24 protein-coding genes are annotated in these 25,757 nt (G+C 63.1%); 9 read left to right on the top strand and 15 right to left on the bottom strand.

The features are described 5' to 3' along the window. Window positions 1–4 precede the first annotated feature (4 nt). The 3 genes from HWX91_RS10685 to HWX91_RS10675 all read left to right on the top strand — a co-directional run bounded on the left by HWX91_RS10685 (window position 5) and on the right by HWX91_RS10675 (window position 4,295). Window positions 5–1,576, top strand: a complete 1,572-nt coding sequence (locus tag HWX91_RS10685; protein WP_028198367.1) for a DHA2 family efflux MFS transporter permease subunit — start codon at window positions 5–7, stop codon at window positions 1,574–1,576. 10 nt (window positions 1,577–1,586) lie between these two features. Next, the gene (locus HWX91_RS10680) at window positions 1,587–3,026 is read left to right on the top strand and encodes an efflux transporter outer membrane subunit (protein ID WP_028198366.1); all 1,440 of its coding nucleotides are present in this window, start codon (window positions 1,587–1,589) and stop codon (window positions 3,024–3,026) included. An 84-nt stretch (window positions 3,027–3,110) separates the two neighbouring features. Then, entirely contained in the window at window positions 3,111–4,295 is a 1,185-nt protein-coding gene (locus HWX91_RS10675) for a thiolase family protein (RefSeq protein WP_028198365.1), read from the top strand. A gap of 6 nt (window positions 4,296–4,301) precedes the next feature. Here HWX91_RS10675 and gltS read toward each other — a convergent pair whose 3' ends face one another. Beyond that, a complete protein-coding gene (gene gltS, locus HWX91_RS10670; RefSeq protein WP_028198364.1) occupies window positions 4,302–5,552 on the bottom strand; it encodes a sodium/glutamate symporter in 1,251 nt (416 codons plus the stop codon). Window positions 5,553–5,822: 270 nt separating this feature from the next. Between gltS and HWX91_RS10665 the strand changes: the two genes are divergently transcribed. From HWX91_RS10665 to HWX91_RS10645, 5 genes are all read left to right on the top strand, one after another. Next, the gene (locus tag HWX91_RS10665) at window positions 5,823–7,100 is read left to right on the top strand and encodes a NupC/NupG family nucleoside CNT transporter (RefSeq protein ID WP_028198363.1); all 1,278 of its coding nucleotides are present in this window, start codon (window positions 5,823–5,825) and stop codon (window positions 7,098–7,100) included. 14 nt (window positions 7,101–7,114) lie between these two features. Beyond that, entirely contained in the window at window positions 7,115–7,504 is a 390-nt protein-coding gene (locus HWX91_RS10660) for a cytidine deaminase (protein ID WP_028198362.1), read from the top strand. Further along, window positions 7,501–8,466, top strand: a complete 966-nt coding sequence (locus HWX91_RS10655) for a nucleoside hydrolase (protein WP_028198361.1) — start codon at window positions 7,501–7,503, stop codon at window positions 8,464–8,466. Before HWX91_RS10660 ends, HWX91_RS10655 begins: the two co-directional genes overlap by 4 nt. A 199-nt stretch (window positions 8,467–8,665) precedes the next feature. Then, complete coding sequence (gene panE / locus HWX91_RS10650) at window positions 8,666–9,601, top strand: 2-dehydropantoate 2-reductase (protein WP_028198360.1); 936 nt, start codon at window positions 8,666–8,668, stop codon at window positions 9,599–9,601. A gap of 60 nt (window positions 9,602–9,661) precedes the next feature. Beyond that, window positions 9,662–9,961 (top strand): hypothetical protein, encoded by a 300-nt coding sequence (locus HWX91_RS10645; protein WP_028198359.1) that lies wholly within the window; start codon window positions 9,662–9,664, stop codon window positions 9,959–9,961. Here the strand turns inward: HWX91_RS10645 and HWX91_RS10640 are convergent, their stop codons facing one another. From HWX91_RS10640 to HWX91_RS10610, 7 genes are all read right to left on the bottom strand, one after another. Continuing rightward, a complete protein-coding gene (locus HWX91_RS10640; protein WP_028198358.1) occupies window positions 9,962–11,008 on the bottom strand; it encodes an ABC transporter substrate-binding protein in 1,047 nt (348 codons plus the stop codon). 65 nt (window positions 11,009–11,073) lie between these two features. Next, window positions 11,074–12,201, bottom strand: a complete 1,128-nt coding sequence (locus HWX91_RS10635) for an NAD(P)/FAD-dependent oxidoreductase (protein ID WP_028198357.1) — start codon at window positions 12,199–12,201, stop codon at window positions 11,074–11,076. Next, window positions 12,194–13,627, bottom strand: a complete 1,434-nt coding sequence (locus HWX91_RS10630) for an FAD/NAD(P)-dependent oxidoreductase (protein WP_028198356.1) — start codon at window positions 13,625–13,627, stop codon at window positions 12,194–12,196. The genes HWX91_RS10635 and HWX91_RS10630 overlap by 8 nt, the downstream gene beginning before the upstream one ends. Continuing rightward, the gene (locus tag HWX91_RS10625; protein ID WP_028198355.1) at window positions 13,624–14,019 is read right to left on the bottom strand and encodes a (2Fe-2S)-binding protein; all 396 of its coding nucleotides are present in this window, start codon (window positions 14,017–14,019) and stop codon (window positions 13,624–13,626) included. The genes HWX91_RS10630 and HWX91_RS10625 overlap by 4 nt, the downstream gene beginning before the upstream one ends. A gap of 23 nt (window positions 14,020–14,042) precedes the next feature. Continuing rightward, entirely contained in the window at window positions 14,043–14,837 is a 795-nt protein-coding gene (locus HWX91_RS10620; protein ID WP_028198354.1) for an ABC transporter permease, read from the bottom strand. A 16-nt stretch (window positions 14,838–14,853) separates the two neighbouring features. Continuing rightward, a complete protein-coding gene (locus HWX91_RS10615; RefSeq protein ID WP_028198353.1) occupies window positions 14,854–15,768 on the bottom strand; it encodes an ABC transporter permease in 915 nt (304 codons plus the stop codon). Next, on the bottom strand, window positions 15,761–16,852 hold the full coding sequence (locus HWX91_RS10610; RefSeq protein ID WP_028198352.1) for an ABC transporter ATP-binding protein: 1,092 nt from the start codon (window positions 16,850–16,852) through the stop codon (window positions 15,761–15,763). Before HWX91_RS10610 ends, HWX91_RS10615 begins: the two co-directional genes overlap by 8 nt. Window positions 16,853–17,155: 303 nt before the next feature. Between HWX91_RS10610 and HWX91_RS10605 the strand changes: the two genes are divergently transcribed. Then, the gene (locus HWX91_RS10605; RefSeq protein WP_028198351.1) at window positions 17,156–18,034 is read left to right on the top strand and encodes an IclR family transcriptional regulator; all 879 of its coding nucleotides are present in this window, start codon (window positions 17,156–17,158) and stop codon (window positions 18,032–18,034) included. A 64-nt stretch (window positions 18,035–18,098) separates the two neighbouring features. On the opposite strand, the gene HWX91_RS10600 is transcribed toward HWX91_RS10605, so the two are convergent. The 7 genes from HWX91_RS10600 to HWX91_RS10570 all read right to left on the bottom strand — a co-directional run bounded on the left by HWX91_RS10600 (window position 18,099) and on the right by HWX91_RS10570 (window position 25,381). Beyond that, window positions 18,099–18,794, bottom strand: a complete 696-nt coding sequence (locus HWX91_RS10600; protein WP_028198350.1) for a hypothetical protein — start codon at window positions 18,792–18,794, stop codon at window positions 18,099–18,101. A gap of 297 nt (window positions 18,795–19,091) precedes the next feature. Continuing rightward, on the bottom strand, window positions 19,092–20,144 hold the full coding sequence (locus HWX91_RS10595) for an ABC transporter ATP-binding protein (protein ID WP_028198349.1): 1,053 nt from the start codon (window positions 20,142–20,144) through the stop codon (window positions 19,092–19,094). Further along, window positions 20,141–21,136: an ABC transporter ATP-binding protein gene (locus HWX91_RS10590; RefSeq protein ID WP_028198348.1), complete on the bottom strand. Its 996-nt coding sequence runs from the start codon at window positions 21,134–21,136 to the stop codon at window positions 20,141–20,143. The genes HWX91_RS10595 and HWX91_RS10590 overlap by 4 nt, the downstream gene beginning before the upstream one ends. A 1-nt stretch (window position 21,137) precedes the next feature. Next, window positions 21,138–22,052: an ABC transporter permease gene (locus tag HWX91_RS10585; RefSeq protein ID WP_028198347.1), complete on the bottom strand. Its 915-nt coding sequence runs from the start codon at window positions 22,050–22,052 to the stop codon at window positions 21,138–21,140. A gap of 3 nt (window positions 22,053–22,055) precedes the next feature. Further along, window positions 22,056–22,994 (bottom strand): ABC transporter permease subunit, encoded by a 939-nt coding sequence (locus HWX91_RS10580; protein ID WP_028198346.1) that lies wholly within the window; start codon window positions 22,992–22,994, stop codon window positions 22,056–22,058. Window positions 22,995–23,010: 16 nt separating this feature from the next. After that, window positions 23,011–24,627: a peptide ABC transporter substrate-binding protein gene (locus HWX91_RS10575; RefSeq protein ID WP_028198345.1), complete on the bottom strand. Its 1,617-nt coding sequence runs from the start codon at window positions 24,625–24,627 to the stop codon at window positions 23,011–23,013. A 181-nt stretch (window positions 24,628–24,808) separates the two neighbouring features. Next, complete coding sequence (locus tag HWX91_RS10570; RefSeq protein ID WP_028198344.1) at window positions 24,809–25,381, bottom strand: cupin domain-containing protein; 573 nt, start codon at window positions 25,379–25,381, stop codon at window positions 24,809–24,811. Between the last annotated feature and the right edge of the window lie 376 nt (window positions 25,382–25,757).

Below are 25,757 nucleotides of genomic sequence, written 5' to 3'. Positions count from 1 at the left end.
TGTCATGACTCAAGTTCTCGCCAATCCCGCCGACCTGCCGACGCGAACCAAAGTCCTTGCGTTCACGCTGATGTGCATCGGGTTTTTCATGGCGACGCTCGATATTCAGATCGTTGCGTCGTCGCTCAAGGATATCGGCGGCGGTTTGTCCGCGAGCCAGGACGAGCTCTCGTGGGTACAGACCTCGTATCTGATCGCTGAGATTCTGGTGATTCCGATGTCCGGCTGGCTCACCCGCGTATTCTCGACGCGTTGGGTGTTCGCGTTCTCCGCGCTCGGCTTCACGGTGACCAGCATGCTATGCGGTCTCGCGTGGGACATCAACTCGATGATTCTGTTCCGCGGTTTGCAGGGCGCGCTCGGCGCCGCGATGATCCCGACGGTGTTCACCACGGCGTTCGTGCTGTTCCCCGGCAAGCAGCGCCTGATTGCGTCCACTACCATCAGCGCGCTTGCCACGCTCGCACCGACCGTCGGCCCGGTGATCGGCGGCTGGATCACGTCGCAATGGTCATGGCACTGGTTGTTCTATCTGAACCTGGTGCCGGGCCTGGCCGTGACGCTGATGGTGCCGAAGTACGTGCACTTCGACAACGTCGATCTGTCTCTGCTGAAGAAGGGCGACTACCTCGGCATCCTTCTGATGTCCGGTTTTCTCGGCTGCCTTGAATATGTGCTGGAAGAGGGACCACGCAAGAACTGGTTCGGCGACGACGTGATCGTGACGTGCACATGGATCGCCGCGATCAGCGGGTTCCTGTTCATCGTGCATGCGTTTACCGCGAAGGAGCCGATCGTCGATTTGCGTGCATTGGCGATCCGCAACTTCGGCATTGGCAGCCTGCTGTCGTTCATCACCGGCATCGGGATCTTCTGCGCGGTGTTTCTTACGCCCTTGTTCCTGTCGCGTGTGCGCGGGTTCGATTCGTTGCAGATCGGCGTGGCGTTGCTGTCGGTCGGCTGTTTTCAGCTGGTCGCGATGGTTGCCTATTCGGTGGTCGCGCGCTTCGTCGACATGCGGATCCTGCTGGTGTTCGGCCTCGTGCTGTTCGGCGTCGGCTGTTATCTGTATGTGCCGCTGACCAATCAATGGGGCTGGCAGGAGTTGCTGATCCCGCAGGCGTTGCGTGGCATCGGCCAGCAGTTCTGCATTCCACCCATCGTCACGATGGCGCTCGGTTCGTTGCCGATGTCGAGACTGCGGTCCGCCAGCGGGCTGTTCAATCTGATGCGCAATCTGGGCGGTGCAATCGGCATTGCAGTGAGCAGCACCATGCTCAACGACCGCTTGAATCTCCACTACGAGCGGCTCGACGAACATCTGAGCGCGGGCCGTCCGGTCGTCGAATCGATCTTGCAGCGGCAAAGCGCGCATTTTGCGCAAGTCGGCGGGGATGCGCTGAATGCGGCCAATGCGGGCCTCGGGCAGTTGCATGCACTGCTAATGCGCGAAGCGCTCGTACTTACGTTCTCCGATACGTTTTTTGCGCTGTCGCTCTGTTTTGTCGTCGGCTTGCTAAGCGTGCTGCTCTCTCGCCCATTCGGCAACACCGCGCCGCCGCCCGACGCTCATTGAGGAATCCAGCATGAAACCATTTGTTCTCAAAGTACTCGCGAGCGCGGCGTTGCTGACACTCGCGGCATGCGCGGTGCAACCGGAAACGCATGCGGACCTGAAACAGTCGGTTCAGACCATCGCGCCGGCCGCGTGGAATGTCGATGCGCCTCAAGACAGCGTCAATGCGGACGCGTGGTGGACGCAATTCGGCGATCCTGTCATGCATCAACTGGTGGACTCCGTGCTGACGGGCAATCTCGATGTGCAAGCCGCAGTGGAACGCGTCAAGCAGGCGCAGGATATCGCGACGCAAAATCGCGCGGCGTTGCTGCCCGAACTGGATGCGAGCGCGAATGCAGCGGACTCCCGGCAGAATACGCCGCCACCGCTCGGCTATGTGCGTCAGGCCGGCATCGGCGTGACGGCGAGCTGGACACCGGACGTGTTTGGCGGCGAACGTCTTGCCGTTCTCGCGGCACAGGCGCAAGTGTCGGGGCGGCAAGCGGCCTTGAATCAACTGCGTCTGGCACTCGCGGCGAATACAGCGGCGGCATATATCGATCTGCGCTGGGCGCAGGCGCAATTGCAGATTCTCAGCGACAACGAACAGATTCGCGCCCGCGCGTTGAAACTTACGCAGCAGCGTTTGCGTTATGGACTTTCGACGCAACTCGACGTCGCGCGTGCGCAGAATCAGTTACAGGATCTGCAGGCGCAGATTCCGCGCGTGCAGTCGACCGTGCAGCATCAACTGAGTCTGATCGCGGTCTATTCGGGACGCACGCCGGAGAGCGTCGACGGTTTGATGCTGGCCGATCCGCATCAGGCGCGCGACATCCCGGTGCCGGCGCAAAGCGTACCGCAGACGCTGCCGTCCGAGGCGCTGTTGCAGCGGCCCGACGTACGCAATGCCTACGCCACGGTTGAACAGCGCGCGGCGGAAGTGGGTGTGTCGAAAGCGCAGCGCTATCCGCAGTTCAAGCTCAATCTCGCCGACGGCTTGTTGGCCTCGTCCTATCTCGGCTTGCCGACGCTGACCGACAACCTCTTCAGCGCCGCGTTGAACGCGACGAGTCCGATCTTCAATGCCGGCCGTATCACCGCGAATATCGACGCGAGCGAGAGCCGGATGCGCGAGTCGCAACTCGGTTTGCAGCAAACCATGTTGCAGGCGCTCAAGGAGATCGAGGACAACCGCAGCGAGCTGGTGAGCGGCGCGGTGCAGGTGCAACGGCTGGGTGGCGCGCTCGATGCATCGAACCAGGCGCTGCATTTGTCGAGCGAACTCTACAAGGGCGGCGCGACGGATTTTCTCGACGTGCTTGCCGCGCAGGAGGCGCATCTGCGCGACGCGGAGTCCCTGAATCAGGCCAAACGCGAACATGCGCTCGCGGCGGTCGCGCTGTACCGCTCGCTCGGCGGGGGCTGGGATGTTCCCGAAACGGTCACGGCGGCATCGTCGAATTGATGCGCGCGGACGTGGCGGTGGAATGGATGAAATGGGCGGAGTGGGTGGCGTAGGTGAATCAGGCAGGCCAACTGGAGATGAATCATGAGTACACGGGAAGTGGTGATCTGCAATCCGGTGAGAACGCCGATTGGCGCGTTCGGCGGATCGCTGAAAGAAGTGCCCGCAACCGAACTGGGCGCGGTGGCGGTGCGTGAGACGCTGCGGCGCAGCGGTCTTGATCCGGCCGCGTTGGCCTCGGTGGTGATGGGCAACGTGATTCAGGCCGGCAACAGGATGAATCCGGCGCGCCAGGCGTCGATCGGCGGCGGCGTGCCGGTCGCTGTGCCTGCATTGACGGTCAATCGTGTGTGCGGTTCGGGCGCGCAGGCAATTGCGTCCGCGGCCCAGGAAGTCTGGCTTGGCCTGGGCGACGCAAGCGTGGCCGGCGGTATGGAAAACATGGACCGCGCGCCCTATCTGCTCGACGGCGGCCGCTGGGGGTATCGGATGGGTAACGCGCAAGTCCATGACAGCCTGCTGCGCGACGGCCTGAACGACGCCTTCTCCGGCGAGCATTCGGGCTGGCATACCGAAGACCTCGTCGCGCAGTTCGACCTCACGCGCGAAACGCAGGACCGTTGGGCCGCGCGTTCTCAGCAGCGCTTTGCCGAGGCGCAGGCGCGCGGCGATTTCAATGCTGAACTGGTGGCGGTGGAAATTCCGGGGCGTAAAGGTCCGCAGCATTTTGCGAGCGACGAGCAGCCGCGCCCGGACACCACGGTCGAAACGCTCGCCAGATTGCGTCCGGCATTTCGTCCGGACGGCACGATTACCGCGGGCAACGCGCCGGGATTAAACAGCGGAGCGGCCGCCATGCTGGTCGCTGAGCGCGGGTTCGCCGAGGCGCGCGGCATCGAGCCATTCGCGCGGCTGGTGGCGTATGGCGTCGCGGCCGTCGAGCCGGGCATGTTCGGCCTCGGTCCGGTGCCCGCCGTGCAAATGGCGCTGGCGCGCGCAGGTTGGGAGCTCGGCGACGTCGAACGCTTCGAGATCAATGAAGCCTTCGCTGCCGTGCCGATCGCGGTAGCGCGCAAACTCGGCATCGCGGATGAGCTGATCAACGTGCAAGGCGGTGCGATCGCGCACGGCCATCCGATCGGCGCGACCGGTGCGGTATTGACGACACGCCTGCTGCATTCGATGCGCCGCGACGGCTTGAAGCGAGGCATCGTTACGTTGTGTATTGGTGGCGGCCAGGGGATTGCGCTGGCGCTGGAAGCGCTGTGAGACCGGCTAATGAAAGATCGGTAGCGCCAGAAATCCCTTGATGACGATTGCGTTGGCAATGTCGATAAAGAAGGCGCCCACCATCGGCACCACCAGAAAGGCGAGATGCGAATGGCCGAAACGGGCCGTGACCGCTTGCATATTCGCAATGGCGGTGGGTGTGGCGCCGAGTCCGAAACCGCAGTGACCCGAGGCGAGCACGACGGCATCGTAGTTGCGGCCCATCACGCGGAACGTGACGAAGATCGCGTAGAGCGCCATCAAGACGGTCTGCGCGACGAGAATCGTAACGACTGGCAACGCCAGTGAGGCGAGATCCCAGAGCTTGAGCGTCATCAGCGCCATGGCGAGGAACAGCGCAAGGCTCACGTTGCCGAGCAGGGCGACGGCATGATCGAGAACGGGTTTGCCTACCAGCCCAAGCACATTGCTGAGCACCACGCCGACGAATAGCACGCAGACAAAAGTCGGCAGTTCGATCGCAGTGCCGGCGAGGAGTTGTGAGAGCGCCTCGCCGGCGGTGAGACTGATCGCGATCAGCGCCAGCGTCTCGATGAAGGCGCCAGGGGTGGTGGCCTGTTCCGCCTTCGGCTCTTCGAAGGCGAGCGGCGCTTCGGCGCGGTTCGCAGCGAGCTTGTCCGCGTGCGCATTGGCGCGATCCTCGGGATGGCCTGCGCTGCGCGCCTGGTTCTTGCCGGCGACCTGCCGCAGCAGCACGCGCGCCACCGGGCCGCCGAGAATGCCGCCCATCACGAGGCCGAAAGTTGCGCAGGCGATCGCGGCCTCCGTGGCGGACTGGAGCCCGTGGTGTTCGGCGAATACCTTGCTCCATGCCGCACCGGTGCCATGGCCGCCGGACAGCGTGATCGAGCCGACCAGCAAGCCGTACAGCGGATCAATGCCTAATAGATAAGTGAGGGCGATGCCCACTGAATTTTGCAGAACCAGCAGGCCGATCACGAGGCCGAGAAAACGCATCAGCAGCGGACCGCCGGATTTGAGGCTGGCGAGGTTGGCATTGAGGCCGATGGTCGCGAAGAAGGCAAGCATCAGCGGTGCTTGCATGGCGGTATCGAAGCGCACTTCAATGTGGCTCGCGGTGCGCAGGATCAGTAGGACGATTGCCACCAGAAGGCCGCCGGCAACGGGTTCGGGAATCGTATAGCTGCGCAGCAGGGGGATCCATCCGACCAGCCTGTTGCCCAGCAACAAGACCAGTGAAGCCGTGACGAGCGTTCCGTAGATGCCGACGTTCATAGGCGACCTCGTTGAGTAAGAAAGATAGCCACAGTGCAACGAGGCGTCCGACCGTGCGCGGAGCACCCAGGCTGCGGGAAGGCCGGGAGCGGAGCGGGAAACACCTTTGGCGTGAGCGTACCTGAACGGCGTTGATCCAACAATGACCGCCTCGATGAATGACTTTGAGGAGCATGAACCGGTCAGATGCGGGCAGCGCAACGTTTAGAGTTTTTTCCGGCACCGGTTTCGTTTAGCATCACTGCCACTTTCACGAGAACATCAAGAGATATGGCACTGATCGCACGAAACGTCCTTGGGATTGCCGTACTGTTGCTCATCGCTTTCATCTTTTCGACCAACCGGCGCGCCATCCGCTTGCGGACTGTCATCCCGGCGCTGCTCGCACAGATCGGTATCGGCGCTTTCATACTCTTCGTGCCGCTCGGCAAGACGGTTCTCTCGGCCGCTGCGTCGGGCGTCAATCACGTGCTCGACTATGGCAACGCGGGCATCGAGTTCCTGTTTGGCGGCCTCGTGCAGTCGAAGATGTTCCAGATCTTCGGCGACGGCGGCTTTGTGTTCGCGGTGCGGGTGCTGCCGGCCATCATCTTCGTTACCGCGCTCATTTCGGTGCTTTACTACATCGGCGTGATGCGCTGGATCGTGCTCGTGCTCGGTACGATATTCCAGAAACTGCTCGGCGTATCGAAGCTCGAATCGTTCTCGGCTGTGACCACGATCTTCCTGGGGCAGAGCGAAATGCCTGCCGTGGTCAAGCCGTTCACGCGCGACATGACCGGCGCCGAACTGTTCGCGGTGATGTCGAGCGGCATGGCGGCGATTGCCGGATCGGTGCTGGCGGGCTATGCGGGTCTCGGTGTGCGGGTGGATTATCTGTTGGCCGCGTCGTTCATGGCGGTACCCGGCGGCTTGCTGTTTGCCAAGATCATTCACCCGAGCACCGAACCGAGCCGCGTGCATCTCGAGCACCTCAGCTTTGACGAAAAGCGTCCCGCGAATGTGATTGAAGCCGCGAGTTCCGGCGCGACCGTGGGCCTCAAAATCGCGGTGATGGTCGGCGCAATGCTGATTGCGTTCGTCGGCCTGATCGCGTTGCTCAACGGTATTGTCGGCGGCATAGGCGGCTGGTTCGGTCATCCGCAACTGTCGATGCAGTCGGTGCTCGGAACGGTATTCGCGCCGCTTGCGTACCTGATCGGCGTGCCGTGGAGCGAAGCCAGCATCGCCGGCAATTTCCTTGGCCAGAAGATCATTCTGAACGAGTTCGTGGCTTATGCATCGCTGTCGCCGTATCTGAAAGATGCCGCGAGCGTGAGCGCCGCCGGCCTGCACGCGCTCGATCCGCGTACCCTTGCTATTCTGTCGTTTGCGTTGTGCGGCTTCGCGAACTTTGCGTCGATCGCGGTGCTGACGGGCGGTTTTAGCGCCGTCGCGCCGGAACGCCGCGCCGAAGTCGCGCGCTATGGCTTGCGTGTGGTGCTCGCCGCGACGCTCTCGAACCTGATGAGCGCCACGATTGCGGGCATGTTCCTGACGCTGAATTGAATCGAGGATATCGCATGAACATGGAACAACTGCTGGAACGCGCGGCTGCGGCGCGAGAAAAGGCCTATGCGCCCTATTCGAAGTTCAAGGTCGGCGCGGCGTTGCTGACCAGAGACGGCTCGGTGTTCGACGGCTGCAACGTCGAGAACGCTTCGTACGGGTTGTGTAATTGCGCCGAACGTACGGCGTTTTTCAGTGCGATTGCCGCGGGCTATCAACGCGACCAGTTCGCCGCGCTCGCCGTAATCGGCGATACGGATGGCCCGATCGCACCGTGCGGCGCGTGCCGCCAGGTGATCATCGAACTGGGCGGCCCCGAATTGCCGATCCGGCTCGGCAATCTGCATGGCGCGACGCGCGACACCACCGCTCGTGAACAATTGCCGGATGCGTTCTATCTATGAGCAGGCACAAGGTTATCTACGACACCGATCCCGGCGTGGACGATGCGATGGCGCTGGTTTTTCAGGCGCTGCATCCGGACATCGATTTGCTGGGGCTCACGAGCGTATTCGGCAACGCCACGATCGAGACCACCACGCGTAACGCGCGTTTTCTCGCCGGGCGGTTCGCGCCGGGCGTGCCCGTAGCGCAGGGCGCCGCCGCACCGCTCAGGCGCGCCGCGCCCGAACCGCTCGCGTGGATTCATGGCGATAACGGCCTCGGCAACATCACGATCGAAGCCGGCGTTGAAGCCCCGCTCGACGCGCGCCCCGCGCACCGCTTCATCATCGACACCGTGCGCGCGCATCCCGGCGAAGTCACCTTGATTGCCGTCGGACCGCTGACGAACCTGGCATTGGCGCTGACCGACGATCCGCGGATCGCTTCGCTCGTCAAACAGGTGGTCGTGATGGGTGGCGCGTTCGGCACGGATGGCGTGCTCGGCAACGTAACGCCCGCCGCCGAGGCGAACCTCCTCGGCGATCCCGATGCGGCCGATATCGTGTTCGGCGCGCCGTGGCCGGTGGTGATCGTGGGCCTCGACGTCACGCAGCGCACCATCATGAGCGAGGGCTATCTGGCGTCGCTGCGCGATCGCGGCGGTGCGGCCGGGCAATTCGTGTGGGACGTGTCGCGGCACTACCAGGCCTTTCATGAGCAAAGCGCGCAACTCAAGGGTATTTACGTACACGATTCTTCGGCGGTCGCCTATGTGCTGGCGCCGGATCTCTATACGGTTCGCAGTGGGCCGGTACGGGTGCTGACGGACGGTATCGCGGTGGGCCAAAGCATCCAGAAACCTTCCACGATGCCGGTGCCCGCGCCGGACTGGGACAGCCGGCCCGAGGCCGTGGTTTGTCTCGACGTGGATGTGCCCGGCATGCTCGCGCTTTACGAGGGCACCGTCCGCGGCACGCTGTAGAACCAGCCGGGAGCGATCTGGCGGCGCGCCGATTGATCTGACGTAACGCACAGTGGGTTGCAGCAAACCGGTCCGCCACGCTGGCCGATGCGCATCGTCAATCTTTGCTACATTTCTGCAGACGTGCTGCGTACGCGGTTCTCAAAGCGCTGGCTGATCGACCCGGTGCGCGTGACCCAAATCTATCGAGAGGCAAAAGATGCGAATTCTAGTAGTGGGGGCGGGTGCCGTAGGCGGCTATTTCGGCGGACGTCTTGCGGCGGCGGGTCAGGACGTGACCTTTCTCGTGCGCGCTGGCCGGGCGGAAAAACTCGCCCGTGACGGGCTTGTCATCAACAGCCCGCGTGGCAATCTCACCCTGCTGGACGTCAAGACGATACTCGCCGGTGTTGTCGCGGAGCCGTTCGATCTGGTGCTGCTCAGCTGCAAAGCCTACAGTCTTGACGACGCGATCGATTCCTTCGCACCGCTGGTCGGCGAATCGACGCTGATTCTGCCCATGCTCAACGGCATGCGCCATATCGACGTGCTCAAGGAAAAGTTCGGTGCGTCACGTGTGCTGGGCGGTCAATGCGTGATCGCGGCGACGCTCAACGCGGATCAGCACATCGTGCATCTGAACGAAACGCACGCGATCACATTTGGCGAACTGGAGGGCGGCGCGTCCGAGCGTGTCCAGGCGATCGCGGAGGCAATGGCCGGCGCGAACTTCGACGCGGTGGTCAGCGACAACATCCTGCTGCGCATGTGGGAAAAGTGGGTGTTCCTCGCCACACTGGCGGCCAGTACGTGCTTGATGCGCGGTTCGGTCGGCGATATTCTGGCGGCGCCGGATGGCAAGCGCATCATCGAAAACCTGCTCGGCGAGTGCCGCGGAGTCGCGGAACACAACGGCTTCACGATGGGCCCCGATTTCGACGCGAGAGCCACCCAAACGCTGTTTACGCCGTCGCCGCTGACCGCTTCGATGTTGCGCGACGTCGAGAACCACTCGCACACCGAGGCCGATCACATTCTCGGCGATCTGATTTCGCGCGGCGGCGACGCGCAGAAGGGCGAGCACGGCTTGTCGCTGCTGCGTATCGCCTATAGTCATCTGAAGACGTATGAAGCGAGGCAGACCCGTACCTCCTGAATGACCGGTGCGCGGGCGATCAGGGTGGCCACTGCAGCCTAAACGTTCGGAGGTAAAGCCATGCCGAGTCCAACTGGATCCGTACCCGCGCTCAGTGCCGCTTCGGCGACGATCTTCTCGATCGGCATTGTTTTTCTCGGCTACTGGGGCCTGTACGATCAGACGAAATGGCAAACGTCCGACGTCTTCGTGTTCCTGTTCGCGATGATCGGCTTCGGCTGTCTCGGCCTTGTGCCGTGGGTCGCGACCAGCCCGGTCGAACCGGAAACCAGCGACGCCCGCATCCGTATTGCACGGCACATGTTTCTTGCGGGCGTTCTGTCGATCTGGCTGGGCGTGGCGATTTCGGTGATCTTCTGATTAACGCTCGATCTGCCTGTTCCAGCGCGTATCCCACTGCGCGCGGTGCGCATTGATCGTGTCCCAATCCACCACGGTCACTTTCTTCACCAGGTCGTCGACGCTGCCGAGGCTTTGCTGCATCGGCGGCGTCATCTTCGCGAGGCGGTTGGTCGGAATCTGCTTGCCGGCCTCGGCGGCTTTTGTCTGAGCCGGCGCGGATAGCAGGAACTGCGCGAGTTTCTGCGCCAGTTGCGGATCGGGGTTGTTGTTGACCACGCACAGGTCGACCAGCAGCAACACCGGTCCTTCCTTGGGATTCACATAGCCGACCGGAATGCCCTTGTCCTGCAGATCGCTGACGGCAGTCGGCGTCAACGGGAACAGGCCCGCTTCGCCGGTCTGGACCATTTCGGAAATTTTCGCCGAGTTCGGCACGTACTCCACGACGTTCGGGCCGACGGTGCTCGCCCATTTCGTGAAGCCCGGTTCGACGTTCTGCTCGCTGCCGCCCATCAAACGGTTGATCGCGAGGAAGCCGTGCAAGCCGAAGGTGCTGCTCGAAGCGGACTGGAATACCACTTTGCCCTTGTACTTCGGATCGGCAAAGTCCATCCACGAAGTCGGCGGCGCCCAGCCTTTTTCAGCGAACAGCTTCTTGTTGTACGCGATGCCGGTCATACCGAGTTGCACGCCCGCGCCCATGTCGTCCTTCATACGCGCGAACGGGTAGAGCTCCTTGAGCACCGGCGAGTCGTCGAGCTTCTTGCACACGCCCATGCTGACGGCGCGTGCCATCACGCCGTCGTCGAGAAACACCACATGGATCTGCGGATTGGCCTTGTTGGCAAGCAGCTTGGCGAGAATGTCCGACGAAGTGCCGGGCACCACCACCACTTTGACATTGTTGGCTTTCTCGAAGTCGGGCAGGACCTGGCTCGTATAAGCCTTCTCCATCGGACCGCCGTTCATGCCGATGTAGATCGTTTTGGTCTCCGACCATGCCGGCGCAGCGGCACTGAATGCGCACAGTGCGGCGAGCGCCGCGATCGTCTTCAACAGTTTCATTGTGAGGCTCCTGAGTTTCACTAAACGATAACGGGGCGATGACCGGGCAACAAACCACGCAGTAACTAGGCGACGGACGACGCAGCAACAGCCGTGAAGCGATCGATCGAAAAAGCGTCGAGCGGAGTGGCCGTGGCGCCGTCGATCACGAGATCCGCGAGGATTTCGCCGACCCCTGGCGCCAGCAAAAATCCACCGCCCGAAAAACCGAACGCATGCAACAGACGCGGTACTGTGCGGCTTGCTCCGATGATCGGATTGCCGTCGGGCGTTTCGCCTTCCACGCCGCTCCATGTGCGGATCAGCAGCGCCTCGCGCAGTCCGGGCAGCAGGGCGCACGCGTCGCGCATCACGGCGCGGGTCGTTTCCGTCGACGGTTGACCGTATTCGCCGTCGCCGTGTCCGCGGCCGCCGCCGATCACGCAATTGCCGCGCGCCACCTGCCGTGCGTAGATGCCGCCGCCGTACACGCCGAGGTTGTGCGTGATGAAAAGCGGCAGCGGTTCGGTGACCCACATGTTCGGGTAGATCGGTTTCATCGGCGCGGTTTCGCCGAAATAGCCGGCCACCGTATTCGCCCATGCGCCGGCGGAATTGATGAGCCAGTCGGCGCTAATACGCATATCGCCTGCGCGTAACTGGAAGCGCGTGCCGTCATGACTGATTTCGGTCAGTTCGGTTTGCTCGCGCACGTCCGCGCCAGCGGCTCGTGCCGCGCGTGCGAATGCCGGCGACACCAGGCGCGGATTGGCATGACCGTCGGTCGCACACAGCGAGCCGCCGATCGCCACAGCGCCCAGCCATGGATAGCGTTGCCGGAAGGCGGTGCCGCTGATCAACTGCGCCTGCAGTCCGTGGCCGCGCGCCATCTCCGCCCAGGCTTCGAGCGCGGCAAGATCGGCTTCGCTGCGCGCCAGCCGCAAATGTCCCGACACGGTGAATTCGCCGTCGATGCCGATCAGTTCCGGCAAACGATTCCAGATGCGCCGCGCCCGCATGGCGAGCGGCATCTGTTCGGCCGACCGTCCCTGGACGCGCACGCCACCGTAGTTCACGCCGCTTGCCTGCGCGCCGCAATAACGCCGCTCGAACAGGCCCACGCGCAGACCGCGCCGCGCCAGCGCCAGCGCCGCCGATGAGCCGACCAGGCCACCGCCCGCGATCGCGACGTCGTAGTGCAAGGACTCACTCATCGCGCGCCTCCTCCGGAATGTCGACGACGCCCTCGGCATACAGGGCAGGCGAGAGCGGAATCGGTTTGACCGGGGGCTGGCTGCGCAAGCGGCCCACGGCGTCAAGCGGTTTGCCGGTTTCCTGCGCCAGCAGCGTCAAGGCCGCCTCGCCGCACATGCGCCCCTGGCAGCGGCCCATGCCGACTCGCGTGAGCGCTTTCAGGCGATTGATCTCGTTCGCTTCGTCACCGCGGATGCAGCGCCGCAACGTGCCCGCATCGATTTCTTCGCAGCGGCATACGGCCATGTCGTCGGGCCATTGCGCCGCGCATTGCGTGGGTAGGGCAAACGCGGCTTCGATGCCCTGGCGAAACACCGCGATACGTTGCAGGCTGCGCTCGAGGGCGGCCGCGCTATGCATGCCCTGGCCACGTGGATGGGCGATGCCGAGATCGTCGAGCAGCGCCAGCGCCGTGCGGCGGCCGGCGAGTTCAGCCGCATCGGCACCGGCAATGCCCGCACCGTCGCCCGCCAGATAGATGCCGCGCACGGTGCTGCGGCCGGCAGGGTCGAGTTCGGGCAGCCAGCAACGATTGTGCGTATCGAAACGGAAGCGGCATCCGGCGAGATCGGCGAGTTGGGTTTCAGGCTTCAGGCCGAAACTGATGCCGACGGCATCGCACGGCATGATTTCGGCCGTCGGGTGGCCGCTTGAGGCACGCCATTCAATGGCGCTCACACCGTGTTCACCGCGAATCCCGATGAGGCTGACGTCGCGTTCGATCCGCACGCCGCGCAGTTTCAGCCAGGCGACGTAATAAAGTCCTTTGGCGAACGTAGCGGGCTGCCGTGCGAGCTTCGGCGTCGCGGCAACCTGCTGCGACAGCGGGCTCGTGTCGAGCACGGCGACCACTTGTGCGCCGGCTTTCACGTACTGATAGGCGACCAGATAGAGCAGCGGTCCGGTGCCGGCAAGCACCACGCGCTGTCCGATCGCGCAGCCCTGCGCCTTCAGGGCGACTTGCGCCGCGCCCAGCGTGTAGACCCCGGGAAGGGTCCAGCCCGGTACCGGCAATACGCGATCGGTGGCGCCGCTGGCGATGATCAGATGCGAAAACGGCACGCTGATTTCCCGTCCCGCATGCAGCGTATCGAGCCGGCCCGCTTCACAAGCCCAGGCCAGCGTGTCGGGGCGATAGTCGAGGTGCGGAAGAAGCGCTGCCATCGTCGTATGCAGCGCGTCGGCTTTGCGCGCTTCAAAGCCGTACAGCGTTTTTTTCGAGCGCTGGAACGCGCCGTTCGCCGGAGGCTGACGATAGATCTGGCCGCCCCAACGGGCATTTTCATCGAGCACGATCGGCTTGATGCCGGCGGCAACCAGGGTTTCGGCGGCGCGCACGCCTGCCGGTCCAGCGCCGACGATAACCACGCGGGGATCGTCGCTCATTGCGGGTCTCCGTTCGCGGCCGCTGCCGATGTAGCTGGTGCAGCCGATGCCGTCGCGCAAGCCGTTGCGGCGAGCCGCGTGATAACCCGCAGGCCTTGCGTCACCGGCGTCGAGCACGCGCGCAAACGCATCCCTTGTTCAGTGCGCATCCAGCAGTCCTGGCAAGCGCCGATCAGGCAGAAGCCGGCGCGCGGTGCGCCGCTGAATTCGCTTTCGCGCACACGGCGCTGGTGCATCAGCACGGCGGTCAGCAATGTGTCGCCTTGCAAGGCGGTGACTTCGTGACCGTCGATAAAAAAGCTGAGCGCTTCGCGCTGCGTCTCCGCGACGCGAACGAATTGCGCATCGCGCTTTGGCACGGCAGGTTCGGAAGACGGCAAATTCGACGGCATGGGTGAGAGAGCGGTAGAAGACATCAGTGCTGGCCGATCAGAATCCGGTTGAGCCCATAGACGCGATCGAGCAGCAGCATCGCACCGGCGGTGATGAAGATCACCAGCGCGGAGACGGAGGCCATCATCGGATCGATCGATTCGGTCGCGTACATGTACATGCGCACCGGCAGCGTGACGGTTTGCGGCGAGGTGACGAAGATCGACATGGTCAGTTCATCGAAACTGTTGATGAACGCGAGCAGCCAGCCACCGGTAATGCCTGGCAGAATCATCGGGAAGGTGACGCGGCGGAAGGTGGTCCACGCGTCGGCGCCGAGCGAATGCGCGGCATGTTCGACGCTGCGGTCCAGACCGCTGACCGAGGCCAGTACGAGCCGCATCACGAACGGCGTGATGATGATCATGTGCGCGAGCACGAGCCACGCGAACGAGCCGGTCGCGCCGATCAACGCGAAGAAGCGCAGCAGCGCGATGCCGAGCACGAGGCCGGGTATCACCAGCGGCGACAACAGCAGGCCGTTCAGGAAAGCACGGCCCGGAAAGCGGGCGCGGCCGATCGCGAGCGCCGCGGGCAACGCGACGATCAGCGAAAGCGTCGCCGAGGCGAATGCCAGCTTCAGACTGTTGAAGAACGCCGAGATGAAATCCGGGTAGTCGAGGATGGCGCGGAACCAGCGCAGCGAGAAACCGTGCGTGGGCAGCGTGAGCGTTTCGTCGGGGGTGAAGGCGACCAGCACCACGATCACGAGCGGTGCGAGCACGAACGCAATCACCAGCGTGTGGAAAATCAGCGCAATGGGGCCGTTTTTTCTCATGATGATCTCGCGCGTTTCAGCCCAGGCTTCTGGCGTACTTGCGTTCCAGAACCCGGTAGTAAGTGAGCATCACGATCAGATTCGCGCCCAGCAGCAGGAGCGCGATAGTGGCGCCGAGCGGCCAGTTCAGCGAGCCGAGGAATTCGTCATAGACCGCGGTGGCGGCAACCTTCAGACGCCGTCCGCCGAGCAGGCCGGGAATCGCGAACGCGCTTGCCGAGAGGCCAAACACCATCAGGCTGCCCGACAGAATGCCCGGCGTGAGTTGCGGCAACACGATGCGGCGCAAGGTCGTGGCGGGCGATGCCATCAGCGACAGCGCGGCATTTTCCGTTTGCGGATCGAGCTTCTGCAACGCGGTCCACACAGGAATCACCATGAACGGCAGCATCACGTGCACCAGCGCAATGACAATCGCGAAGGTGGTGTATTCGAGCTTGTACGGACCCAGCCCGACCAGTGCGAATGCCTGATTCACGAGGCCGCCGCTGTTGAGCAGCATGCTCCAGCCAAACGCGCGCACCACGACCGAGACCAGCAACGGCGCGAGAATGATCAGCAGGAACATCGAGCGATACGGATCGCGCATGCGTGACAGCACATAGGCTTCGGGTGTGCCGATCACGATGCACAGCAGGGTGGTCAGAAAGGCGATGCCGAACGTGCGCAGGAAGATCGTGTGGAAATACGAGGATTTCAGTACTTCCGCGTAGTTGCCGAACTGGAATGCGGCGATCGGACCGCTCGACGGATCGAAGCGGTAGAAGGTCAGTACCAGGGTCATCAACAGCGGCACCAGCACGAGCGCCACAAACAGCAGGAACGCCGGCGCGCACATCAGCCACAACGGCAGGAAGGCGTGCCACGGCGCGCGGCGTGCATCCCCGGTCTTCATGCTGTTGTTCTTCGAGGCGGGCAGCGTGCTAGCCATGATGCGCATCCCGTTGAATGAAGCGGATCGCCTCGCTGTTCCAGTCGACCCCGACCGTCGCGCCTTCCGGCAGCGGCTCGGTACCTTCGTTCTGGCAGCACACCAGCACTTCGCCAAGCCGGCTATCCACCCGATACAGCCATTGGCTGCCGAGGAAGAAGCGGCTCGTCACGGTGGCGCTCAAGCGTCCGGTGTTCGGCGCGCACAGGCGCAATTTCTCCGGACGAATGCACAGCGTGATTGCGTCGCCGACGCCGATTGCACGCTCGCGCAGAGGCAGTTGCGCGGTGCGGCCGGTTTCGGCGAGATCGTGGCCGAGGTCGATGCGGATCGAGTCGCCGTCGCACGCCACGACTTTGCCGGCCAGCATGTTCGCCTTGCCGATGAACTGCGAGACGAATCTGTTCTCCGGGCGTTCGTAGGCTTCGTACGGCGTGTCGATCTGCGTAATGCGGCCGGCTTCCATCACCACCACGCGGTCGCTGATCGACAGCGCTTCCGACTGGTCGTGCGTGACCATGATGGTGGTCGTGCCGATCTTGCGCTGGATGGCGCGCAGTTCGAACTGCATGTCTTCGCGCAGCTTGGCGTCGAGATTCGACATCGGTTCGTCGAGCAGCAGAACGGGCGGCGCGATCACGATCGCACGGGCAATCGCCACGCGCTGCCGCTGACCGCCGGACAGTTCGCGCGGAAAGCGGTGCGCGAGCGTATCGAGCCGCACGAGCGCCAGTGCTTCGCGCACGCGTTCCTTGCGCTCGGCCTTGTCGACATTGCGCATTTCGAGTCCGAAGCCGACGTTGTCCGCGACGCTCATATGCGGAAACAGCGCATAGCTCTGGAACACGATGCCGAGGCCGCGCCGGTTCGGTTTCATGTGCGTGATGTCGCGGCCGTCGAGCGTGATGCGCCCGCGCGTCGTTTCCACAAAGCCCGCGATCATCTGCAAGGTGGTGGTCTTGCCGCAGCCGGACGGCCCGAGCAACGAAACGAACTCGCCTTTTTCAACCGACAGGTTCACGTCGGCGACTGCCTGTAGTTCGCCGAACGATTTCGCGACGTCCGTGAGTGTGAGGAACGACATGATCTGGCCTTTGGATGGATCGACACCGGTTCAATTGGCTACTGCCTCGATGGAGCCGACTCTATCCAGCCAAATTACATGACGTCAATTTCAAATTCCGTTTGCCGATATAAGATTGAAAAAAATTCCGTTGTATGGAATGTATTTAATGGAACCGCCTTCAACTGTTCCACTGCGTGATGTCCGGAAAATCCCTATGAATAAAGACGAGGATCGAATGGAGCGGGCGCGCCGGGGAGATTCCATTCAGGAATAAAACCCTCTATAGTGTTCCGGTCAATGAAATAATTCGGAGCGCTGGAGATGAATGCTGCCGCCAAACGAGATGCCGATTCCGCACTGGCTGAAACGGGCAACGCGCCGGGCCCCGGCATGCTGGAGCGTGCCTTTGCGGTGATTCGCGCGTTATCCGAGGCGCAACCCGACGGTGGCCGCGTCACGCGTCTCGCGAAGGCGGTGGGCATGACGCAAGGCACGGTGCATCGCATACTTCATGCGCTGATTGCCGAGGGCATCGTCGAACAGGACGAAAATTCGAAGCTGTACCGGCTGAGCGTCGATTTCTTCGCGCTCGCCGCGCAGGCGGGCAATCCGAGCGGCATGCGCACGCTGTGCCGTCCGGCGTTGCTGCGCTTGTGCGCGAGTCTCGGCGACACGATCTTTCTGCTGGTCAAAAGCAGTTTTGACGCGGTGTGTCTCGACATCTGCGAAGGCCCGTTTCCGATTCGCTCTTTTACCGGCGATATCGGCGGGCGCGTGGCATTGGGTGTCGGTCAGGGGAGTCTGGCGATTCTCGCGTTCCTGCCGGAAGCGGAGCGAGAAGAGATCATTCGTTTTAACGTGCCGCGCATTCGTGGCTATGGCGTGCTTGACGAAGTGTATTTGCGCACCGAGATCGAACGCGTGCGTCAACTGGGTTACGCGGGCCGCAATAGCGGGGTGCTCGACGGCATGGCGGGTGTGGCGGTGCCGATTCTGGACCGTACCGGCGTGGCAGTGGCGGCGTTGAGCGTCGGCACCCTGGCCGCGCGTCTCGGCGACGATCGCCTGCCGATGGTGGTCGAGTTGCTGCGCCGTCAGGCAGAGGCGATCGGCCCGCAGACCAATCCGTTCGATGTTGCGCTGCGCCGGCCGATGCATGGCTTATCGCGCGCCATGACCACCGAGCGTATTGCTGGATAGGGGCGCGGGAACGGTAGCGCAGAGGCGATAACTCGCGCGCGGAGCCATTCCGATTGCGCCGGTACTATTGCGCGTGGACCCCTTCATGAACGTAGTGTGGCGCCAGTCCGCTGCCGCTCACGCGATAGCGCAACGTGTAGAAAACCCATCTTCCGTGAACCCTATGGCCGAACGTCGTCGAGCGTATGCGGTCAGTGCCCGTTGTCGGCGTTCCTCCTGCATCCACCATGTACGAGGAGGGATCGACCACGCTGTCCAGTGTGTGCCCCTGCGTGCCGAACGTCGATTCCAGCAAGCGCGCCTGCATCTTGACCTGCTGTTCCCGTCCTCCTCCTGGACCTCCCGAGGCCCCGGCATTGGCGTGCACGACCATGGCCGTCCCATCGCCGGGTTGCGATCCAACGCCGAACGAACAGCCATCCATGGTGGCGGTAAACACCCATCGCGCCTGCCGGCTCAGGATCGTGCCGCACAGCGAGTTCTGAGCGTAGGGAACGAAATAGATTTTGCGCTTTTCGTCATCCGGGACTGAACTGTCGGCCTTCCGGAGGGAGAAGACTTCGCCTGTGCAACCGGCCACAGTCGCGTTGGCGATTGGCCGAACCGTTGCCTCGATGAGGAAGTCCTTTCCTGGACGTACAACCGACCTGGTGGATGCGTCGTAACTGAAGCTTTTCACATCGCTCGAGCTGAGGTTGACGATCACAACGTTGTCTTGCATGAATCCATGAGGATCATTTCGGAAGTCTTTTGCGTCCATAGGGGTAGGGTCTGCCTCGTCGCTTGATGGGGGGCGTCTGCTACTCGATTGCGGGTCAGGTTGCGTTGCGGCAACCTGTGTCCCTGCTCGCCGAGCTGCCTTGCACGGTAAATGGCGAACGTTTCCCAATCGTTTCCCACCTGTGTTCGCGGGGCGAGCGTCTCAGCACGCTTCAGATGACATCGGCAGCGGATGGCCTTTGCTTGCGGCCTGGCTCGATGGGGGCATGGGCGAATCCAACGGCGCGACGAGGCGCCGCGCCGGGGAATGCGTTTTTGAACTGCCGGGGTAACTTCTTTAGCGAGTTCCCCGAGGGACGTTTTGCGGGGCGTCGTTCACGCGAATGCACGCGACGCGTGTCGCGCTCGCGCCGTGCGTGACAGGCTGTGGAATCTCGCTCGCGCAGGCCTCGATCGCATCCGGGCAGCGCGTGCGAAACGCGCAACCTGAAGGGGGACTGAGCGGCGACGCAATCTCGCCGCGTAGCAGCAGATGACGGCGGGCGCGTTCAACCACCGGATCGGGCACCGGTACCGCCGACAGCAACGCGCGCGTATACGGATGGCGCGGCGCGCCATAGACGTCGCGCTTGTCGCCGAACTCCATCACACGGCCGAGATACATCACCAGCACGCGGTGGCTGATGGCCTTGACGACCGCGAGATCGTGCGCGACGAACAGCAGCGAGAGCGACAGCTCGCGCTGCAGATCGCGCAACAGGTTGACGATCTGCGCCTGGATCGAGACATCGAGCGCCGACACCGGCTCGTCGCAGATCACCAGTTGCGGCTCGCCGATCAACGCCCGCGCAATGCCCACACGCTGACACTGACCGCCGGAAAACTCATGCGGATAGCGGCGCAGATGCTGCGCGTTGAGGCCGACGCGTTCGAGCATGGTCAGCACGCGCCGTTGCACGTCGGCGCGGGCAACGTCCTGGCCATGCGTGAGCAAGGGTTCGGCGACGATCTGTTCGATCGTCATGCGCGGATCGAGCGAGGCGAGCGGGTCCTGGAAAATCATCTGCACATCGCGGCGCAGACGCGACGTATCGCGGCCTGCGCCCGGCAGCACGGTTTCCTTGTCGAGCCAGCGCACGCTGCCGCTCGCCACCGGCGTGAGGCCGATGATGGCGCGGGCGAGGGTAGATTTGCCACAACCCGATTCGCCGACGAGACCCACGGTTTCGCCGCGTCGCACGCTGAACGACACGCCGTCCACCGCGCGCAGCATGGCCTTGCCGGACCACGGAAAGCCGCCGCGCGGCACGCCGAATTGCACCTTGAGATTGTCGACCGACAACAGCGTTGCCTGATCCTGAGCCTGCTTTGCCATGGAAGTAGGATTCATACGTGCTGGACCTCGATGATGTCCCGCACCGGCCGGTGGCAGGCGCGCAGCGCGCCGGCGGCTATTGGCGACGCCGTGAGCGCGGGCCGCGATTCGCGGCACCGGTCGCTGCAATACGTGCAGCGCGGCGCGAATGCGCAACCTTCGCCGACTTCACCGGGCAACGGCGGGTTGCCGGGAATGGTTTGCAGCGGACGGTCATCGTCGTCGGTGAGACGCGGCAGCGCGTTCAGCAGGCCGATGGTGTAAGGATGCGTGGGCGCGGCGAATAGCGTGGCGGCATTCGCCTGTTCGACGGTCTGGCCGGCATACATCACCATCACGTCGTCGCACAAGCCGGCCACCACGCCCATGTCGTGCGTGATCAGAATGATCGCGGTGCCGCGTTCGCGATTCAGTTCGCGCAGCAATTCGATGATCTGCGCCTGCACGGTGACGTCGAGCGCGGTGGTCGGCTCGTCGGCGATCAGGACTTCCGGCTCGGAGAGCAGGGCCATGGCGATCATCACGCGTTGCCGCATGCCGCCGGAAAACTCGTGCGGATACATGTCGATACGCCGCGCGGCATCGGGAATACGCACTGTTTCAAGCGTTTCGATCGCACGGCGGCGTGCTTCGCGGCGCGACATCCCGCGATGCAGTTGCAGCGTCTCGGTCATCTGCCGTTCGATCGTCAGGAACGGGTTGAGCGAGGTCATCGGATCCTGAAAGATCATGCCGATGCGGTCGCCGCGAATTTTATTCAACTCGGCTTCGCTCATCGTCAGCAGGTTTTCGCCGCGATAGGTCGCCGCGCCCGAGACCTTGCCGTTGCCGGCCAGCAGGCCGAGCAGCGCCATCACGGTCTGGCTTTTGCCCGAGCCCGATTCGCCGACGATACCCAGCGTGCGGCCCGCTTCGAGCGAAAACGACACGCGTTGCACCGCGTCGACGGGTGCGCCTTCGCGGCGCGTAAAGCGCACGCTCAGGTCTTTGACTTCGAGTAGCGCCATGTCAGCGGTCCTTCGGATCGAATGCGTCGCGCAGACCGTCGCCGACGAAATTCACGCAATACAAGGTGACGCACAGCATCACCGCCGGGCACAGCAGCAGCCACGGCATCGATTCGAGCTTCTGCGCGCCGTCCTGGATCAGCACGCCCCAGCTCGTCATGGGCTCCTGCACGCCGAGGCCGAGAAACGACAGCACGGATTCGGTCAGCACGATGTTGGGCACGGTCACGCTAGCGTAGACCACCACCACGCCAAGCAGATTCGGCACGATATGGCGCGCGATGATCGAACGCGAACTCACACCGATGGCGCGGGCGGCGTCGATAAATTCGCGCGAGCGTAGCGACAGCGTCTGGCCGCGCACCACGCGCGCCATGTCGAGCCACGAGAACGCGCTGATCGTCAGCACGACCAGATAGAACGCGCGGCCGAACATCGTCATCATCAGGATCGCGATCAGCATGTAGGGGATCGCATACATCATGTCGACGATACGCATCATCACCGCGTCGACGCGGCCGCCCAGATAGCCGGCGGTGGCGCCATACGCCACGCCGATCAACCCCGACACCAGCGTGCCGAGCAGGCCCACTTCGAGCGAGACGCGCCCGCCTTGCAGCGTGCGCGCGAGCAGATCGCGGCCGAGTTCGTCGGTGCCGAACCAGTGCATGTTCTGCAGCGTGGGGGCGAGGCTGATCGCGCTCCAGTCGCTGTCGATCGGATTGTTCGGCAGGAACCACGGACCGGCCACGCAGGCAATCACGATCAGCAGCAGGATGAGGAAGCCGGAAAACGCCGCGCGATTGCGCGCGAAGCGCAGCGCGGCGGTGGCGAGCGGTCCGCGCGAACGCGGCGCTCGGGCAATGGCCGCGAGCGGATCGAGCGCCGCGGCAGTCGATTGAATTGAGCGGGGCATGGATCAGTACCGGATGCGCGGATCGAGCCAGGCATACGCCAGATCGACCAGCAGATTGAACAGGACAGCGACCGCGGTGGTCAGCACGACGAGGCCGAGCACGAGGGTGTAGTCGCGGTTGATCGCGCCGTTGACGACCAGTTGACCAAGGCCGGGCAGCGCGAACACCGACTCGGTGACGACCGCCGCCGTAATCGACGAGATGCAGATCGAACCAAGCAGCGACACCACCGGCATCAGCGCGGGCTTCAGCGCGTGGCGCAACACAATCGTGCGTCCCGGCAGCCCCTTGGCGCGCGCGGTGCGGATAAAGTTGCCCGACAGCACTTCGATCATGCTGCCGCGCATCACGCGAGCGATTGCGGCGACGTTGATGATGGTGAGCAGGACGATCGGCAGCACGCGGTAGCGCCATTCGCCTTCACCCCAGCCGCCGGCCGGCAGCCAGCCTTGCCCCTCGGAGGTCTTCAGCAGGATGGCGAAGATCCACACCAGCACCGGACCCAGCACGAACGGCGGCACCACGTTGCCGATATTGCCGAGCACCATCACCAGGTGATCGATGAAACGATCGCGCCGCACGGCGGCCAGCGTGCCGAGCGTGACGCCGATCACGATCGCGATCGGTACCGATACGCCGCCCACGCCGAGACTCACTGGTAAGGCCTTCCACACCAGATCGTTGACTGACCAGTCGGCGTAGCGGAACGACGGACCGAGGTCGCCGTGCAGCAGCGAGCCGAGGTAGTGGAGGTACTGCAGCCACAGCGGTTCGTCGAGGTGATATTTGGCGTTGAGGTTCGCGAGCACGGCCGCCGACAGGTGCTTCTCGGTGTCGAACGGGCCGCCCGGGGTGAGGTGCAGCAGCAGATAGCACGCGGTGATCACGGCGAGAATCGTCGGAATCGCCCAGAGCGTGCGGCGCAGCGTATAGGCCAGCATGACAGTCCTCCCGCGCTCAGTGCTTGATCAGATACATGTCTTGCGTCGCGCGCTGGTCGAGGTAGTTGGTCGACTTGTAGCCGCCCACATACGGTTTGACGAGGCGGTCGGCCGAATACTGGAAGAGCGATACCACGGGGTAGTCGTTCATCGCCAGATCGTGCGCCTGCGTGAGCAGCGCGGTGCGCTTCGCGTCGTCGAGCTGCTGGTTGCCCTCGTCGATCAGTTTGTCGACTTGCGGGTTGCAGTAGTGTTGATCGTTCTGCACGCTATTGCAGCGGATCAGATCGAAGAACGAGTTGGCGTCGTTGTAGTCGACGAACCAGCCGTCGCGCGAGGCCTGCACCTTGCCGTCGTGGCGTTGCTTGAGCAGCACCTTGTACTCGACGTTTTCGAGCCTGGCGGTGACGCCGAGCTTGGTGCGCCATTCCGAGGTGGCGAACAGCGCGACCTTCTTGTGCAGGTCGTTGGTGTTGTAGGTGAGTGTGAAGCTGAGCGGCTTCGCATCCGAATAGCCGGCCGCCTTCAGCAGGTTGCGCGCGTAGTCGACGCGTTTGGCCATTGGCCAGCTCGCCCAGTCGGGTGTAAACACGGCCGAGCCTTCGGTGCCCTTGGCGACCAGACCGTAGAGCGGTATTTCGCCGTCGGCTGTCAGACGTTTGGTCAGCAGGTCGCGGTCCAGCACCATCGCCAGCGCCTGGCGCACGCGCTTGTCCTTGAAGTCCGGGTCGGCGTTGTTCAGGCTGTAGTAGTACGTGGCGATCTGCAGCCCGGGTTTCAGTTCGGAGCCGAACTGCTTGCTCACCTGCGCAAAGATGCCCGACGGAATCGAGTACGTGTAATCGAACTGGCCGGCCTGATACATGCGCATTGCCGTTTCGTCGTTTTCGATCGGCAGGTAGGTCACTTTCGTGATCACCACCTTGGCGGCGTTCCAGTACGTGGGGCTCTTGCTGGCCACCAAACGGTTGCTCGGTTGCCAGTCGGTCAGCGTATACGGACCATTGCCGACAAAGTTGCCGGGACGCGTCCAGTCGCCGCCGAACTTCGTAATCACCGCGCGATTGACCGGGACCATCGTCGACATGGCGGTCAACTGCGGAAAGAAGGCAGCGGGCACTTCGGTCGTGACTTCGAGCGTATAAGGATCGACGGCGCGCACGCCGAGGCTCGTGAGCGGCGCCTTGCCGGCGAGAATTGCCTTCGCGTTCCTCACGAATTCGACCAGCACGGTGTATTTGGAACCCGTCTTCGGATCGAGCACGCGTTGCCACGAGTAGACGAAGTCTGCTGCCGTGACCGGCTGGCCGTTACTCCAGCGCGCATCGTGGCGCAGCTTGAACACCCACGTAGTCGGCCCGGTGCGCGACCACGATTCGGCGACGCCCGGCACGATCGCGCCGCTCGCATCCATGCGCGTCAGGCCTTCAAACAGGTCGAGTCCGATCGTATTGCCGGTCCACGATTCAATATGCGCGGGGTCGAGCGATTCGGTTTCGGTCGGCACCTGGCGGGTCATCTCCTGGCTGGCCGCGAGTGTGACGCCGGCGGGCACCGTGACGGCGAAAGCGGAGGACTGAAACGCAAGGACGAGCGCGGCCAGCGCCGCTTTATGGACGAACGGGTTTTTCATCGGTTGAGATCGCAGGAAAGGTCGGGGGAAGAACGCGCCGGCGCCGGGGCGCCCGGTTATCCGTGGTACCCGGACCGGGGCGGCCCTTGTTGCTCGTGCTGGTTGCGGGACATACAGGATTCCTTACGTTTAGTAATGCAGGCAGGCCCCGACCGGATCAACCGGAGAAGGTGCCTGCTTTTTAAAACAGTCTTGGTGTACCCACCCAGACGACCACCGTCTCGATACGCGCGGTATTCGCCCAGCTATGCGGCACCGTCGATTCGTAATGCGCGCTGTCTCCCGCGTGCAGCACGAACGTCTTGCCTTCCAGCGTCAGCGATACTTCGCCGCTGATCACATACATAAATTCTTCCCCGGCGTGCGTGGTGACTTCGGAGCGCTTCTGCCCGGGCGGCATCCTCACGAGGATCGCTTCGAGCTGACGGCCCCCCGTCAGGTTGGTCAACCGTGCAAACAGATTGGCCGAGTCCGCGAAACCGAAAAACTTCAACTGATCGCCGCGGCACACCGAGCGTTCTTCGCTTGGTGTGTCGACGAAATACTGCACCGTTACCCCGAGCGCGTGGGCAATGCCGGCCAGCGATGTGATGGACGGCGATGCCAGACCGCGTTCGACTTGCGACAGAAACGGTTTGGAAATCCCCGCCGCTGTTGCCGTTTCATCCAGGGTGCGCTTCAGCCGTTGCCGCAGCGCGCGGATCTTGCTCCCAAGTTCGAGTGCCGGGTTGTTCTTTTGAATTGTCGTGACCATAGCAGGAGGAAATTAGCCCGTCAAAATTTGTTTGATATAAGTAAATATGGTTTGATTGCGGCTCAAGCCGGGTGGGCGGGCTGTTCAGCACCCGGTCATGCAAGGGGCCGCGTTTTCGAGACAGCGCTCTATGTTGCCAGAACTGAAATTCGCCTCAGCCGTTTTGACTGCAATTCGGCGAGAAACGGGCAGCGCAGGCGGTAAAGATTGCGGCATGCACAAGGTACGCGCATGGTTGCGCATTGATGCAGGTTGAGTACCCGGCTAGTTAAAGGCATGACATCAAAGCCTATTTTCAGGCAGATAGGACTTCGTAATGTAGCGGACTGCTTGTAAGAACCGGTAATTGGCGTGGCACTAGTGAATTCCCTGAGTG

Origin of the sequence: Paraburkholderia fungorum (genome assembly GCF_902833645.1) — a bacterium.
GTDB lineage: Bacteria > Pseudomonadota > Gammaproteobacteria > Burkholderiales > Burkholderiaceae > Paraburkholderia > Paraburkholderia fungorum.
Note: the sequence above shows the minus strand (reverse complement) of the source record. Positions and strands in the feature narration are given on the sequence as shown.